Source organism: Gordonia sp. NPDC003424, from assembly GCF_053588655.1.
In genome coordinates, this window is record NZ_JBSFQJ010000023.1 from 74,975 (window position 1) to 91,799 (window position 16,825).

The following is a 16,825-nucleotide window of genomic DNA, read 5'->3' on the forward strand; positions in this document are numbered from 1 at the left end:
TCGAGCGAAAGGTGGATGGCGCATGGACATCGGCGCGGGCGTGGCGATCGTGGGCATCGGATGTCGTTTCCCGGGCGGCGTATTCACCCCAGATCAGTATTGGGACTTCATGCTGCGGCGCGGAGACGGCATCGTCGAGGTGCCCGGGGACCGATGGAACACCGACCTGTACTACGACCCTGATCCTGAGGCGCCGGGCCGGGCCTACACTCGCCATGGCGGATTCGTGACGTGCTCGCCGTGGGATTTCGATGCCGAGTTCTTCGGCATCTCTCCACGGGAAGCCGAGGTGATGGACCCCCAGCAACGCTGGGTTCTCGAGGTTGCCTGGGAGGCGCTCGACGACGCGGGACTGGCGGGTATGGCTTCCGGACACGACGTCGGTGTCTACATCGGCGGGTTCATGAGCGACAACCAGATCCGCCGGTGCATGTCCTCGGCGCGCCGCGCCATCAGCCACTACACCGCCACCGGCGCATCGCAGGCCATGCTGTCCAACCGCCTGTCCCACGCCTTGGATCTGCGGGGGCCGAGCATGACCATCGACACGGCATGTTCGTCGTCTATAGTCGCGATTCACCAAGCAACGCAAGCTATCTCCCGCGGCGAATGCGAGTTCGCACTCGCCGGCGGCGTGAACGTCATGACCCATCCCGAGGTATTCGTCTCCATGTGCAAGGGCAGGTTTCTCGCCCCCGACGGCCGGAGCAAGTCCTTTGACGCCGCGGCCGATGGCTACGGCCGCGGTGAGGGTGCGGGCATGCTCGTCCTCAAAGGCGTCGACGCAGCAATGCGCGATCGGGACCGCATCTACGCGGTGATCGCCGGCAGCGGCGCCAACCAGGACGGCCACACCATGGGTATCACCGTCCCCAACGGCGCCGCGCAACGCCAACTCGCACGTGATGTCTGCACCACGGCGAATCTCGCTCCGCACGAGATCGGTTACGTCGAAGCCCACGGAACCGGGACGCCGGTCGGAGACCCCATCGAGGTCGCCGCACTGGGCGAGGCGTACGGCCTGGCGGAGTCGCGGACAAGCCCACTGCTGGTCGGCTCGGTGAAATCGTCGATCGGACACCTGGAGGCCGCAGCGGGGGTCGCGGGCGTCATCAAGGCGGCCCTGGCGATCAAGCACCGCACCGTCCCGCCGCAGGCATGGCTGGACACTCTCAACCCGGCGATTCCATTCCGCGATCTCAACATCGAGGTCGTCACACGCACGACGGCGTTCCCCACACCGTCGGGACGAGCGATCGCCGCCGTCAACGGCTTCGGCTACGGCGGGACCAACGGCCACGTCATCCTGGCACAGCCCCCGGACATGCCCGCTCGCTCCACCGAACGGGGCCCGACTACCATCTTCCCGATCTCGGCCGCGACCCAAGACGCCGTCGGCGCTGTCGCCGAGGCGATGCGCAACGCCCTGGATTGCGCGTCGTCGGTCGACGATCTGTGTTCCGCCGCGTGGAGCCGTCGAGCACATCACACGTTCCGAACGGCCGTGCCGTATTCCGACGAGGCCGAACTGGTGCGAAATCTCGACGCGGTCGCCGCCGGAACAACGAGGATCAGCCGCGCGATCGTGCCGGCCGGGACCAATCCGGTGTTCGTCTTCAGCGGTATGGGTCCGCAATGGTGGGGCATGGGACGCGAACTACTCGCCAAGGATGGGCCGTTCGCGCACACCGCGGCCGAGATCGACTCGGTGTTCGTCGAGATCGCCGGCTGGTCGATTCTCGACGAACTCCGCAAACCAGAACCCGATTCCCGCATTCCGCGCACCGAATTCGCGCAGCCGGCCAACTTTCTCGTGCAGGTCGGGCTCGTCGCCGAGCTGGCGGCGCTCGGTATCGACCCCGATGCCATCGTCGGGCACAGTGTCGGCGAGGTGAGCGCGGCCTATGTCAGCGGCGCACTCACCCTGCGCGACGCGCTCCTGGTGAGCTGTCACCGGGCGCGTCTACAGAGTCGTACCGACGACACCGGAGGGATGCTGGTCATCGGCTTGACGGAAGACGAAGTGAAGCCACGGCTTGCCGAACCCGCGTGTCACGATGTGGTTGTCGCGGCGATCAACGCGCCCGCATCGTTGACGCTGGCCGGTCCACGCGCTTCGATCGAGTACCTGTATCGCGACCTGTCCGGAGACGACGTGTTCGTCCGACCACTGCCGGTGACGGTGCCCTACCACAGCCCGCTGATGAACCCGATTCTCGCCGACCTGGTATCGGTGTTGCCGACATCGAGCCGAAACGGCCACAACGGCAGCTGTATTCGACGGTCACCGCCCAGCGGGTGACCGGACCGGACTGGGGTGCCGACTACTGGTGCACCAACGTTCGACGACCGGTCCGATTCAGCGACACCATCGAGACCCTGATCGACGAGGGCCACCGGGTGTTCCTCGAGGTCGGCCCGCATCCCGTGCTGTCGGGGAACATTCGAGCGATACTGGCAGACAAGGCCGCGTCGGGTCTGGCCATAGCCACCCTCAAGCGCGACGAGAGTGACCAGGACCGTTTACTCGGCGTCGTCGGCGAACTGTACTGCGCGGGCTGCCTCGGCCGAACTGCACCGGGACAGAACACCATCGCGCCACATACCGAACTTCCCCGATATCCCTGGCAACACAAGACGCTGTTCGCCGAGTCCCGCCAACTCGAGGTGGAGCGGATCGGTGACGTCGACGACCGGCCACTACTGGGCACCCGAGCCGCTCGCTACCCGATGGCGTGGTCGACTGAGCTGTCGGTCGCTCGACTACCCTGGCTCAACGACCATGTCGTCGACGGGATGGTGGTGTTGCCGGGTGCGGCACATCTGGACGCATTTCTGAGTGCAGCCGGCGAATGCACAAAAGGGTCAAGTCTCACAATCGAATCCGTTCGCTTCTCCCACCCGCTGATCATCGACGAGCACGCGGTACCGACGATCACCGTCGTGGTCGAGACCGCAACGATGCGGCTGAGCCTTTCGTCCTCCGACGACACCGATCACCGGATCGTCCACAGTACTGCGCGAATCGTCGACGCGGCTGTGGACGCACCGCGGGTGGAGGTGCCGAGCGTCGACGGTGATGCACTGAGTCAAGAGGAGTTCTACGAGCTGCTCGACAAGCGTGGCCTCCACTACGGTCCGGCTTTCCGAAGAGTCGTCGAGGCACGGATCGGCGCCGATGTCATCGTCACGACGATCGATCCGGGATCGGTCGACACATCGCACCTCGCACACCCGGCGGTGGTCGATGCCGCGCTGCAGGGTGTCGCCGCATTCGACGATCTGACACTCGGAACGATCGTGCCGGTCGCCGTCGGAACAGTACGCCGGCACCGTCCGATGCCGATCGCCCCGATAACCGCGGTGATACGTCGCGCCAGCGGAACCGACACCTGTGCCGACATCACGATCTGTGGTCTCGACGGAGCCGTCTTCCTCGAGCTCGTCGGGGTACGCTTCGCCGAACTGGCCCCGGCGTCGTCCCCGATCGCCGAATTGCGCCCGTTGCTGTACGAGATTGGTTGGCAGGCAGTCGATCCGTTGACCATCTCGAGCCGTGCCGATCGGCCCGTCCTCACCGTCGGACTGGGGGCCGCCGGCACGGACGCCGCTGCGCCGATGCAACCGATGCTTCTGGCAGCAGCCATCCATCAACTCGAGGATGCTCAGCGCACGCCGCTGGGCGGAGCCGCCGTGACGGTGCTCGTCGTCGCCGGCGACGACGAGCAGATCAGCCTGATGGCAGGACTTCTCGAAGTGGCAAGGCAATTCGACTCCGCGATCGACTCCGCCCCCGAGTTGCGGATCGACGCTGTCCTGGTGACCAAGGGTGCCTTCCGCCTGCGGGATGACCACCACGAGCCGAATGTGCTCCACGCAACGCTCGTCGGAGCACGTCGCGTCCTGCAGAACGAACAACTCTCGGTGCACTGGCGACACATCGATCTGCTACCCGGTGATGACCACCGGCGATTGGATCCGGCGATGCTGACCGAGCTCGGCGACGGCGGGCAGACCCTCGACGAGATCGCGTTACGCGCCGGCGTAACGTTCGCGCCCCGATACTCTCGCGACTTGGCGGATCGACTCGACGGCTATTCGGAAACGAACCCGCACGTCGATCCCAACGCATCGTTCGTGCTCGAACCGCCGGCATCGAGACTCATCACCGACCTCGCACTGCGCACCGTGCCACGAATTGCGCCGGAAGCCAGACAGATCGAGGTGCGTCTCGACATCGTTGGGCTGAACTACAAGGATGCGATGAAGATCCTCGGGGTGCTGACGCCGGAGAATCTACGCGGGACCTGCTCCGGGACGGCCATCGGCATGGAGGGTATCGGTGTCGTCAGCCGCACAGGTCCCCTCAGCCGTTACGGGATCGGCGATATCGTCCTCGTATCGGTGCCGGACATGTTCCGGCGGTATATCACGCTCGATCCGGCGGATGGTGTGGCCGAGCCGCTCACTCACGATGTGGCACCCGGCATGGCCGCGAGTCTCATCCCGTATTTGGCCGCCCACTACGGCCTGATCCATATGGCGAGACTGGCCGAGGACGAAACTGTCCTGGTGCATGGCGCGGCCGGTGGCACCGGGTTGGCGGCGGTTCACGTCGCACGCCATCTCGGCGCCCGCGTGATCGGTAGCGCCGGCACCGACGAACGACGATCCTTCGCGCGTGCCGCCGGCGCGCATCACACCGTGAACTCCCGCACGGCCAACTTCGTCGACGACGTCATGCGGCTCACCGACGGTCACGGTGCGGACGTCATATACACCTCCCTACCCGGCGAGGCGCTGAGACAAAACCTCAAGGCAGCAGCGGAATTCGGCCGTATCGTCGATATCGGCAAAGCCGACATCTATGGCAACGGAGCCATCGAACTCGGGCCGTTCGACCACAACCTGCAATACTGTGCGGTCGATGTCGACCGGATGTTCAACCATCGTCGTGCATTCACGAATGAACTCTCTGCAGAGGTCATCGGGCGGCTGGATGCCGGAATCTATCCACCCCTGCCCGCGACGACGTATGACGCCGGCGAGCTGACGGAGGCCTTCAGTGTCGTCGCACGTGGCACCCAGCGAGGTCGCGTCGTGGTGGATCTGAGCGGTAACCCTCCGGTTCGGCCCGCTCTGCCGGCGTTTCCCGTCCACGCCGACGGCACGTATCTGATCACCGGAGCCTTCGGAGCCGTTGGCTTGGCGCTGGGCGACTGGCTGGTCGCTCACGGAGCACGGCACGTGATCGCCGTCAGCCGTGGCGGTCCCCGCGGCGGACGGGCCGGACGGCGCCTGCGGGCGTGGCGGGATGCCGGCGCGGACATCCACGAGGAAGCCGTCGACGTCGGCGATGCAGCCGCGGTTTCGCGGATGATCGCTCGCGTGACCGACCAGATGCCGCCACTGCGAGGGGTGTTCCATGCCGCCGGAGTGGCAGAGGACAACGCATACGGAAGGGCCACCACCGAGTCGGTGCAGAGAGTGCTCGGACCCAAGCTCGACGGTGCCTGGCATCTGCATCATGCGACGGAAACGGCCGGGATCGACCTGGATGCCTTTGTGCTGTTCTCGTCGACGTCGGCGATGATCGGCATCCCGCTCCAGATCGCCTACGCCGCCGCAAATGCCGGTCTGGACGCGCTGGCTCAACTGCGTCAGGCGCGCGGTCAGGCGGGACTGTCGGTGAACTGGGGAGCTCTACGCGGCGGCGGCATGGCGGACTCTCCAGAAGTGCGCCGCTATCTGGACGTGCTGGGGCAACGAGAGATTGACGTGGGCCACCTGCCCGCGCTGTTGGCAACCGTCTTGGCTTTCTCCCCGAAGTCGTCCAACGTGGTGGTCGCCGACATCGATTGGCACACTCTGCTTTCGGGTCAGCCCGCGTTGAAGTCGTCCACGAGGTTCGCCGACTTCGCCGCCGGCCCGGGCGGTGGCGGCCTCGACTTCCGTGCCGAGTTGTACGCCCTGCCCGCCGACCAGCAACTCGAGGTACTCACCTCGACGTTGGTAGATCAGGTCGCAGCCGTCCTCGGCGTGCCCGCCGACGCAATCGATCACCACACATCCCTGTCCGAACTCGGACTCGATTCGCTGTCTTCCGTCGAGCTTGCCTCGCGCGTGGCGGCGACACTGGACATCCGGATATCGGCGTCGGATTTTGAGCGGCTCCCCGGCGTGGCTGCCATCGCGAAACAGACTCTGGTCGCGGCGGACGTGTCATGACACCCGTACCGAATGAAGGGAGGTGACTCAAATGTCCTCAGCAATCGACCTGATCAGTGGGACTGTCATATTTGTCGGTTCATTGACATGGTTCGTGCTTGCCGTCGTCGCAGCGATGCTCATGTGACGCGCCGGATTCACCGACAACACAAAAGTGCGATTCGCACACTTGTATCGTTGACGGGTGCGCCCGTCGTGGCCGCTGACCGGGCGGTCGGAAGAATTGCACGTCATCGAGGCCGCAATCGCGGCCCCGGAAGTCGCTGGCGTCCTCGTCCGCGGCCCGGCCGGGGTGGGAAAGAGTCGCCTCGTCCGCGAGGCCTTGTCCGCTGCCGCGGCACGCGGATGCGTTGACCGGTGGGCGGTGGCGTCTACGTCGGCACAGACCATTCCGCTGGGTGCGTTCGTGGCATGGGTCCCGGCAAGTATCTCCGATATGTCGGTGCTCCTCCGCGGGCTGATCGGGTCACTTACCGCGTCTTCGGCGGGTACCCCCGTCGTGCTGTGCGTCGACGACGTCCATCTACTCGACGACCTGTCGGCATTCGTGGTGCATCACATCGTGCAGCACCGAGCGGCCACAGTGATACTCACCATGCGGAGCGACGCGCCGATTCCCGCTGCGGTGCAAGAGATCTGGATCGGCAACCGGTTCGAGATCCTCGACCTGCTGCGACTGCCGCTCGAGTCGACCGCCACGCTGGTATCGGCCACCCTGCGGGGGCCGGTGGATCCCGATGCCGCCGAACAATTCTGGACGCTCACCGACGGGAACACCCTGTACCTGCGCAACATCGTCGAACAGGAACTCGCCGACGGTCGACTCGCGGAACGTAACGGTTTGTGGCGTTGGTCTGGGGACCCGACGATCCCGCCGGGACTCGTCGAGTTGATCGAATCGCGGATGGGCGACCTGCCGCCGGTGGTGGACGACGTCGTCGACGTGCTCGCCGTGGCCGAGCCGATCCGGCTGGCTTCCCTGCGCCGGATCGTCGATCCGGCAGCAATCGAAGAAGCCGAGACACGTGGCCTCATCACGGTGGAGACCAGCGGGTCCGACATCGAGGTGCGGGTGGCGCACCCGCTCTACGGGGAGGTGCGTCGACGTCGTGCCCCGGTCACCAGACTCCGTCGGCTTCGTGGTCTGGTCGTCGACGAACTGGCGTCCTCCGGCGATCCCGATGACCTCCGCACCGTGGTACGGCGGGCCGCATTGCGGCTCGACTCCGACCTGCCGCCGGATGTCGACCTGCTCGCCACGGCTGCCCGTGGCGCCGTGTGGCTGGCAGATCTCCCTCTCGCCGAGCAGCTTTCCCGTGCCGCAGTCGGCGCGGGCGCCGGTCCGGAAATGAATCTCGTTCGTGCGCATGCACTGTCCTGGATGGGGCACGGGCGACGCGCGGCCGATGTGCTCGACAGCATCGCGTCCGACTCACTGTCCGATCAGGAGCGGGCCCGGCTGGCCTTCATCCGGGCGAGCAACATGCTGTGGGCGGTGGGCGACCCCGCCGAGGCCGGGCGCATCATCGACGGCGCGGACCGCACGGCCCCCGCCGACGCGCGAACGGCAATTGATGCCTTCCGTGCCGTGTACTGGTTTGCCGTCGACAGACCGGATCTGGTCGAGGAGTCCGCCAAAGGCCTTGTCGTGCTGGATCTGCCGGGCATTGTCGGCGCCGAGCTGGCTGCGGTGCGCGTGGCGGTGGCGGCCGATGCGGGACGCACCGACGATGCCGTCACGATCGCCGACGCCGGATATGTCGTCGCGCGTAGGTCGCTCGACGCACCACAGATGCGACTCAACATCGTCGACGCGCAGGTCACCGCGTTACTGCTCGCGGGGCGGATCGCCGACGCCGTTCACGTCGCAGAGCATGAGCGGCGCGAGGCCGCGACCCTCCCCGGTGTGGCCCGATCGATCGGCGTCGCCGTCGGCGGCCGGGCCGCCCTGGGCGCCGGGAAACTCTGCGACGCAAGCACACTCCTGGCACAGGCGACCGACTCGTTTTCCGCTGCCGGTCATTCCATCGGCTGGGGCTATCGCTATCGCATCCCACAGGCTCTGGCGCTTGCGATGCGCGGCAGGATCTCCGACGCCACGACTGTACTGATCGAGGTAGCACGCACCGATCGACCATTCCGGCATCTGGATTACGAGCTGAGCCTGGCTCGAGCGTGGGTGAGCGCCGGCCAGGGAGTGCTCAGCGAAGCGATCGCGACCGCGGTTGCTGCGGCCGAGCGGTGTGCTGCAAAAGGACAATTCGCCGCCGAGGCACTCTGTTTGCAGACCGCGACACAGTTCGGCGATCGTTCCTGCGGGGTGCGATTGCGCGCGCTCGAAGGGATCGTCGAAGGGCCTCGGGCTGCTGTCGCCGCGAGATTCGCCGAAGCCCTGCACGACGGTGATCCCGCCGAGTTGATCGCGGTGTCGAAGGACTTCGAGCAGCTCGGCGACATCGTCGCGGCCGTGGACGCCGCGGCGCAGGCCGCTCTGGTCTACCGGCACCTCGACTTGCGTGGATCGTCGTTGAGTGCGGCAGCGCGAGCCACCGCGCTCGCCGATGACATCGATGCCGACACCCCGGCACTGCGTCAAGCCCGGGAACCGGTGCCGTTCACCGACCGCGAGCGTGAGATCGTCCTGCTTGTGGGTGCTGGGTTGTCGAATCGTCAAATAGCGGAACGCCTCACACTGTCGGTGCGCACTGTGGAAAGCCACATCTACCGCGCGATGGCCAAGACCGGGACCACACGTCGGGAGAGTCTCGCGGCGACTCTCGGCGTCACTCCATGATCGAGGTGTTGCCGTGGCAGTCACCGCGTCCGGTCAGGTGTGCCGTCAATCATCTCGGCTGCCCAGACGGTGTGCATCTCGTAGCCCAGCTGTTCCGACATGGCGTGGTATCGATCCGCCAACTGCCGGAAGGCGGCGTCGTCGCCATCTGCCCGGGCGAGCAGCGTACGTAACCGCAGCAGCATCACCTTGCGCATCGCCACACCCTGATCGGCCCGCAACGTCTCCAGCCGGTCGATCGTCTGCCGAGCTTCGATGAGATCTTCATCGGTACCACGTGCCAGCAGGGCCTCGGTCAGCACACCAGTGGCCCACACACCGAAGCCCAGCCGGCCCTCGCGATACAGATCGTCCACAATCGTGCGCATCACGGGCAGCGCGGTGCCGTGGTCGCCACGCCGAGCTGCATCCTGGGCCACGTAGAGGTTGACGATCGGGAGATGATTCCCCGCAACCTTTCCGCGTTCCCAGAAGTCCCGGGCCTTCGTCATCGCCTCAAGTCCGCGACGGCGATCGGCCGCGCTGTCCCGGCTCGTCAACGCGATGCCCAAGCCGAACTCGGCAAGACTGAGACCGACGTCATTCGCCCCTGATGCAGCTATGCGTACCGACTCCTCGAAGGGCTGCAGGGTTGCATCGTCGACGCGGAGCGCCCCGTTTAGCGCCGCCCATCCGTAACTCCAGAGGACCAACGCTGCCAATGTCGACACGGCTTGCGACGGCATGGAACTGGTCTGGCGGGCGATTGCCACCGCATCGTCGAGATCGCGGCGCCAACCCGCCACGCCCGTCCACCACCGGGCGCACGCACGCCAGGTCAACGCGACCGCGAGCGGCGAGCCGGTGCCGAATCGCGCGCCTTTGTCGGGATCACCGTCGGCGAGGTCGATGACGATCTGGGACAGCGCCAAGATCTTGTCGAGGTCGCCCCCTTCGTACCAGGCGGTCAGGGCGACGAACGCCAAGCCCATGGTCAGGGAGTCGTCACCGATCGACTCGAGCAGCGCGACCTGCTCCGATGCTCGGCGGCACGCCTCACGGATCTGTCCGCCATAGAAGAGTTCGGTGATCAGCCCGGTCATGCCGATCGCGAGCGAGACCTGATCTGACAGGGCGCTGCACAGATCACTCAACTCCAGGAACCGACGGTGGCTGTCGTCGAGGCCACCACCGTGGTAGTCGGTGGCGCACAGCATGGTCCGTGGCGCAAGCCGCAGTGCCGGCCTGGCCGTGTCATCGTCGGGAAGTGCGTCGGCGATGACACGGGCGCGTTCCCAACTCAGCCGCGCGGCCGCGAGATCGCGGCTGCTGGACCAGGCACCCGCACGCATGTGCCATTCGTATGCCGACCGCAGGTCTCCCGCAGCCTGGAGATGCTCGGCGATCACCGCGGCGCGATCGTCGGCGGAGTCGTCGGGTCCGCGCTCTTGGATGACCGTGGCAAGACGCCGGTGATACTGCGCCCGATCAGATTTCAGCTGTGATTCGTAGGCCACCGCCTGGATTAGCGGGTGGCAGAACACATAGCCGGCGCTCGACCTCGACTCGGTGTGACCGATGAGTTCGGCTTTGAGGAGCGGGCCGACTGCCGGTTCGATTCCGAGCGTCGAGAGCAGGTCGGTCTCGAACCGTGTCCCGATCACCGATGCGGCGTACAAAGTCTTCCTGGCCGCGGCATCGCACCGGTCGATACGCGCGGCGATCGCGGCCTGCACCGTCCGCGGGACAGTGAACTGCGCGGTATCCATGCTGCTCGCATAACCGCCGCGCTCCCCCACCAGAGCACCTCGCCCCACCAGATCGCGCACGATCTCCTCGAGGAAGAAGGGATTCCCCGAAGCGCGCTCGACGATGATCCGTGCCAGGTCGACGACCGACGGATCGGTACCCAGCACCGTGTCCAGAAGCTGGTTGATGTCCGAATCGGTCAGCGGGGCAAGCGATACCGCCTGCGAGCCGGGCATCCGCATCAGGGGTCCCCGATATTCCGGGCGAGCGGTGATGACCACCATCACCGGTGAATGGGTGACGACGGCGAAGAGGTCGGTGAGCATGGCCTCGCTGACGGGGTCGATCCAGTGAACGTCCTCGACGATGAACAGCGACGGTGCGGTCCGGGAAAGGGTTGCCGAATTGATCAGCGCGACCACTCGGCGACGCCGCGCATCTGGATCGACGTGAGGTCTCGTAGCGTCCGGTTCGGCGATATCGAGTAGATCCTCGAGCAGCACGACATCGTCAAACGTTGCGCCGTCGAGGCGACCTTCGCGCGGCATCCCGGAGTCCTCGACAGCAAATTGTTCGCGAAGCTGTGCCCGCGCCGTGGGACCGTCGAGGTCGTCAATCCCGGTGATCGCGCGCAGGAGTCGTTTGACCGCGTGGAACGGGATGTCACGCGTGTGCGACTCACAAAAACTCCAGTGGACCTGGATTCCCCTGGTAGTGGCCGCAGTTGCAGCTTCCTGCGCGATTCGGGTCTTCCCGATTCCGGGCGGGCCGACGATGGTGATCGCGCCGCCATGACCTCTGATCGCCCGCTCCGTCATCGCCGCGATCGCGGCCATTTCGTGCCGTCGTCCGACCAGAGGCACGTCGGACGTTGCTTCCGTACCACGGCGATCGCGTATCCCGAGGAGCCGTCGACCCGATATGGGGTCATCGAACCCCTTGATGTGTAACCATTCCGGTTCGGCCAGCCTCGTCGCGCGTTCCACCAGAGAGGCCGTGGACTCCGAGAGCATCACCGAGCCGGGCGGCGCCGCCGATTCCATTCGCTGCGCCAAACCCATCGTCTCGCCCGTCGCGACGTAGCCCAGCGAACCGGTCCGGACTGTGCCGGCGATGACGCGCCCGGAGTTGAGCCCGACCCGCAGTTCGACAGTCACGCCGTCGCGCTCGATGATCTCGGCCGCCAGTTGCGAGACTGCATCCTGGATTGCCATCGCGGCGAGGCACCCACGAAAAGCGTGGTCTTCCAAGGCAGTTGGTGCCCCGAATATGGCCATCACGCCGTCGCCGGTCTGCTCGGCCGTCCCGCCGAATTCATGCACGATGATCGCGCATCGCCCCACGACGTCAGTCATGATCTCGCGTAGTCGCTCGATGTCGACGGTGGCGGCGAGGTTCATCGACCGAACCACATCGGCGAACAGTACCGTGACTTGCCGGTACTGCGCGGATTCCTGGACCTGGGCCGTTGCAGCGCCGCAACTGTCACAGAAACGTGCGTTCACGCGTAGTTCGGTACCACAGGAGCTACACACCGTCACCGACGTCATGAGGCCTACCGATCCGAGGCCATGGTGCCGCGACGGTCAAGGCGTGCGGCGTGGAGCTTCCAGGCGTCATGTCTTGACCGATCTTCCGGCGCCGCGAAGCCGTGACCATCCCGGGGCCGGGTCAGGCCGGACACCGGCCACTCCGATGGGTCCCAACACCCGGATTGGCCACAGCTACTCGCCGTGCGGTAGTCGATACGGTGCCGTGCCGCCGGCGTCGATGACTTGTGTGCTGCCCGTGACGTAGCGCGCCTCGTCGGAAGCGAGGTAGAGGACCGCGTTGCTGATGTCCACCGGCTCGACCCAGGGCACCCATTGCGGTGCAGGATTCGACGGTCCAACCGCTCGACAAGCCTCGCGGTCTCGGCCAGATCTTCTGGCTGCCCATGGCATTGGGCGCGGTCGCCTTCGGCGCGCAGATGTCGACGGCGATGGTATCGGCGCCAACCTCTGCCAACCGGATCGCATGCGAGCGTCCCTGTCCGCGTGCCGCACCCGTGATCAGGGCGACGTTGTTGTCCAGACGTCCCATGACAAGAACTCCCTAATCTCGGCTCGACATCGTCGGACGTGCCATGTCCGCGTCTCATTCTAGTGTGAGGCAGATCACAAAAATGGTCGATCTCCGCTCTTGGGGTGGCACCTCGGGTATGCGCCACAAGGAGTGTCGTGGTGCAACTTACGAACGTCGTCAACACCATCGCGCCGACGACGGCCCCCAGACCGAGCATCCGGACGGCGTTGAACACCGTGTCAACCACGAAGTAGCGCACCGGGTCACCAACGTCGCCGAGGAACGTGGCCGGGATCTCGATGGCGATGGTCACGATGGCAAGTGCCGTGAGGCTCGCGACCACCGATTTCTCGAATGAACCGTGACCGGACACCCTCTCGGCGAAACGGGTCACGACCACACTCACGGCAGCACGCCCCTCGCGGCCGGGCTTCGCTCGACGTCGATCGCTTGCGCCGACTCCCTGGGACCGCAATGCTCATAGCGAAGCGTCGACCAGCGACGGCCTCCCCATCACGAGACGAGAACACGAGGTACCGATGACAAGCACCGGCATGGTCGAAGACTCGTCTGCACCGCCCAGCATCGGTGTTCTGACCAGTGGCGGCGACGCGTCGGGGATGAACCCGGCGGTCCGGGCCGTAATCCGCACGGCACTGCACCACGGCATCGACGCGTACGCGGTACATGAGGGCTACCAGGGTTTGGTTCGCGGCGGTGATCTGATCCAGCGGATGGAGATCGCCGACACCGACGGCATCCTGCACAAGGGTGGCACCGTGATCGGAACCGCGCGCTCGCAGGAGTTCCGCACCCGTGAGGGTCGTCGGGCGGCCGCGCGCAACATGCTCGAACGCGGTATCGACGCCTTGGTGGTGATCGGCGGCGACGGCAGCCTCACCGGAGCCAACATGTTCCGTGCGGAGTGGCCCGAACTGCTCGCCGAGTTGGTCGAGGCGGGCGAGGTGACCGCCGACCTCGCCGAGGCACACCCGTTCCTCCGGTTGGTGGGCCTGGTCGGTTCGATCGACAACGACATGTCCGGCACCGACATGACGATCGGCGCCGACACCGCACTGCACCGGATCGTCGAGGCGATGGATGCGTTACGCAGCACCGCCTCCAGCCACCAGCGCTCGTTCGTCGTCGAGGTGATGGGTCGACACTGCGGCTACCTGGCGCTGATGGCGTCGCTGGCCACCGCCGCCAACTGGATGTTCATTCCCGAGCAACCACCGGCCGACGGCTGGGCAGACCGCATGTGCCACGACATCCGGGCCGGGCGGCTCATCGGCCGCCGGCAGTCGGTGGTGGTGGTCGCCGAGGGCGCCGAGGACCGTGACGGCAATCCGATCACCGCCGAACAGATCCGAAAGCTGCTCGAAGACGAGCTGGGTGAAGACACCCGCATCACCACTCTCGGCCATGTGCAGCGAGGCGGGTCACCGAGTGCGTTCGACCGCTATCTCGCCACACAGTTGGGGCATGCCGCCGTCGAGCGGTTGCTCACCGACGATCCGCAGGCGCCGGCCCAGTTGGTCGGTCTCCGCGGGAACCGGGTGGTCACCTCGCCGTTGATGGAGTGTGTCGAACAGACGCACGCGGTCGCCGAACGCATCAAGGCCGCAGATTACGACGGGGCGATGTTGTTGCGCGGCGGCAGTTTCCGACGCTCGTACGGGATCTTGCAGACGGTACAGCAAGCTGCGGCACGCCCGACCAAACCGGGCCGTCGCCGATTCCGCCTCGCCGTCGTGCACGGTGGCGGTCCGGCGCCCGGGATGAACACCGCGGTGCGTGCCGCGGTCCGGCTCGGCCTGGACCACGGCTACTCGGTGTTGGCGGTGCGCAACGGTTTCCGTGGGCTGCGCCGTGGCCAGATCCAGGAAATGGGCTGGATGGATGTCAGCGGCTGGGTGTCCGACGGCGGCGCCGAACTCGGTACGAATCGGTACGTGCCCACCGGTGAGGCCATCGGCCAGATCGCCGAACAGATTGCCGCACACCGGATCGACGGTCTGCTGATGGCGGGCGGATGGGCCGGATACGAGGCCGCCCACGAACTGCACCGGCACCGACAGCAGTACGCGGCCTTGGACATCCCGATCGTCTGTGTGCCGATGACGATCAACAACGACGTCCCCGCAACCGAACTCAGCATCGGCAGCGACACCGCGTTGAACAGCATCGTGTCCGACCTCGACAAGATCCGGCAGTCGGCGGTCGCCACCCGTCGGGTCGTGGTGGTGGAAGTGATGGGGCGTGACTGCGGCTACCTCGCGCTGCTGTCCGGCATCGCGACGGGCGCCGATCGGATCTACATGCCCGAGGACGGCATCACCATCGACGATCTGACCACGGACATCCACTCGATGGCCGAGAGCTTCCGGTCCGGAAAACGCCTGGGGCTGATCATCCGGAGCGAAGGTGCCGATCAGGTCTACAACACCTGGTTCATCACCTCGCTCTTCGAGAAGGAGGGCGGCGATTTATTCGACGCTCGGCAGGCCGTTCTCGGTCATATCCAGGAAGGCGGCGACCCGTCGCCGTTCGACCGCATTCACGCCACCGGCCTGACCGCCCGCTCCATCGAGTTCCTCTCCGAACAGCTGGAATCCGGTTCTCGGGCCAGTGCGATGATCGGATTCCAGTCCGGCCGACTGCAGTTCACCGACCTGACGTCGTATCCGTCCCTGATCGAGGCCTCGGCCCGGCGGCCCATAGAGCAACGGTGGATGGACAGCAAGATCTTGGCCGTGACCATGCGGCGGTGACAAGGTTCCGCTGATATCGGGGCTTCGCGCATGATCTGACATGGGGCACAGCGCTGGCCGCCCCTCGCGTGCACTGTGCACGCATACCCCCGCGAGGGCTGTGGCCGGTGTCTGAGGTGTGCACGGTACTTGCGTCGTCGACCGGAGTGGGCGCGGGTTTGAGCCAGGTCAGGTCACATGCCGACGGCCGGTACGTCTTCCGACACGCGGGTGGGCCGGTAGAGCATGAGGATGATGGCGGCGACTCCGACAATCAAGAGCAGACCGCAGGCCACTTGCCATCCAACGGGTATGCCGGCGACGAAGAAGGCCGGCACATTCGCCAGGACCAAGAGCGCCGACCCGCCCACGGCGAGACGGATGGCCCATGTCCGGTGAGTGCGCCAGCCCATGATCGCCGCGACGATGGTGATCGCCGCGACCACGGCCACACCGATGGACACACCGAGCGGTGGCCCGGGCTCACCGTCGGGTGTGGGGATGACGACGAGATTCGGGAGGGCGGCGAGAATCGCCAACACGAAGCCGATTCTGGTGTTACGGGTGAGCGGGATTGCGGTAGGCGACGAGGTGGTCATGAGAAGTCCTTCCCGGGCGGAGCGTTCTACGCGTGTGACGAGAGCTCGTCACCGGTGCAGGGTCGGCACACTCCTGCAGCGCTGTCGTAGGCCACGCAATTGCCTTCGCCGTCAACGATCACCAGGACCTGCGCGCCATGCGTGGCCTTGAACACCGCATTGGCGACCTGGACCGGCCGGTCAGTGTCGGGATACAGGGCGTCGAACAGCAGAGCGGCGAGCTCGGCTAGGTCGCCGGTCACCTCGTCGAGGATCTCTGTCGTACGCTGCTGATCGCTGTCGGCAAGTCGGACTTCGCTTTTCATCGTCATCGTGCATTCTCCGTCGACTAATCGTTGTTCGTTTGTGGGGTGGAACCGGTCGGTGCGGGATCGAGTCAAGCAACCGGAGGTTTCCGGCGAATCTGAGCGTTGCACGGTGTCGTCCCGGTCGGCACGAGTAGCGCACTACCCTATTCCGGCATCAACGGAGCGTGGTAGCCGCTCGCGAGTCATCGTGCCGGCAGCGGCATCCTCGGCTGTGCGTTCCTCCCCCCACATTGCGAGAACCCTCCGCCAGTCCGGAATTTGTCAACCTGCCTGAGACAGGTCGGTTACTGGGTTCTTCTTCGGTTTGGTCGGTTTGTGGTTGATCCCGACGATTGCCGGGACGACGGGAGC

7 protein-coding genes and 3 pseudogenes are annotated in these 16,825 nt (G+C 65.9%); 5 read left to right on the forward strand and 5 right to left on the reverse strand.

The genetic code is table 11. The features are described from left to right. Nucleotides 1–22: 22 nt before the first annotated feature. The 3 genes and pseudogenes from ACWDTI_RS24235 to ACWDTI_RS24245 form a co-directional block, all read left to right on the forward strand. Nucleotides 23–5,697 (forward strand): annotated as a pseudogene (locus tag ACWDTI_RS24235) (SDR family NAD(P)-dependent oxidoreductase); the annotation flags it as partial. Between the two features lie 21 nt (nucleotides 5,698–5,718). Further along, the gene (locus ACWDTI_RS24240) at nucleotides 5,719–6,228 is read left to right on the forward strand and encodes an acyl carrier protein (RefSeq protein WP_449740694.1); all 510 of its coding nucleotides are present in this window, start codon (nucleotides 5,719–5,721) and stop codon (nucleotides 6,226–6,228) included. A gap of 184 nt (nucleotides 6,229–6,412) precedes the next feature. Next, entirely contained in the window at nucleotides 6,413–9,022 is a 2,610-nt protein-coding gene (locus ACWDTI_RS24245) for a LuxR C-terminal-related transcriptional regulator (RefSeq protein WP_449740686.1), read from the forward strand. A gap of 20 nt (nucleotides 9,023–9,042) precedes the next feature. Here the strand turns inward: ACWDTI_RS24245 and ACWDTI_RS24250 are convergent, their stop codons facing one another. The 3 genes and pseudogenes from ACWDTI_RS24250 to ACWDTI_RS24260 all read right to left on the reverse strand — a co-directional run. Beyond that, a complete protein-coding gene (locus tag ACWDTI_RS24250; RefSeq protein ID WP_449740687.1) occupies nucleotides 9,043–12,300 on the reverse strand; it encodes an AAA family ATPase in 3,258 nt (1,085 codons plus the stop codon). Nucleotides 12,301–12,474: 174 nt separating this feature from the next. Further along, a pseudogene (locus tag ACWDTI_RS24255) lies at nucleotides 12,475–12,612 on the reverse strand (SDR family oxidoreductase); the annotation flags it as partial. 14 nt (nucleotides 12,613–12,626) lie between these two features. Continuing rightward, a pseudogene (locus ACWDTI_RS24260) lies at nucleotides 12,627–12,832 on the reverse strand (SDR family mycofactocin-dependent oxidoreductase); the annotation flags it as partial. Nucleotides 12,833–12,896: 64 nt separating this feature from the next. Between ACWDTI_RS24260 and ACWDTI_RS24265 the strand changes: the two are divergent. Both ACWDTI_RS24265 and ACWDTI_RS24270 read left to right on the forward strand, forming a co-directional pair. Further along, complete coding sequence (locus ACWDTI_RS24265; protein ID WP_449740688.1) at nucleotides 12,897–13,172, forward strand: hypothetical protein; 276 nt, start codon at nucleotides 12,897–12,899, stop codon at nucleotides 13,170–13,172. A gap of 181 nt (nucleotides 13,173–13,353) precedes the next feature. Then, the gene (locus ACWDTI_RS24270; RefSeq protein WP_449740689.1) at nucleotides 13,354–15,588 is read left to right on the forward strand and encodes a 6-phosphofructokinase; all 2,235 of its coding nucleotides are present in this window, start codon (nucleotides 13,354–13,356) and stop codon (nucleotides 15,586–15,588) included. 173 nt (nucleotides 15,589–15,761) lie between these two features. Here the strand turns inward: ACWDTI_RS24270 and ACWDTI_RS24275 are convergent, their stop codons facing one another. Then, entirely contained in the window at nucleotides 15,762–16,166 is a 405-nt protein-coding gene (locus tag ACWDTI_RS24275; protein ID WP_449740690.1) for a hypothetical protein, read from the reverse strand. Between the two features lie 26 nt (nucleotides 16,167–16,192). After that, entirely contained in the window at nucleotides 16,193–16,477 is a 285-nt protein-coding gene (locus tag ACWDTI_RS24280; RefSeq protein WP_449740691.1) for a hypothetical protein, read from the reverse strand. Nucleotides 16,478–16,825: the final 348 nt, after the last annotated feature.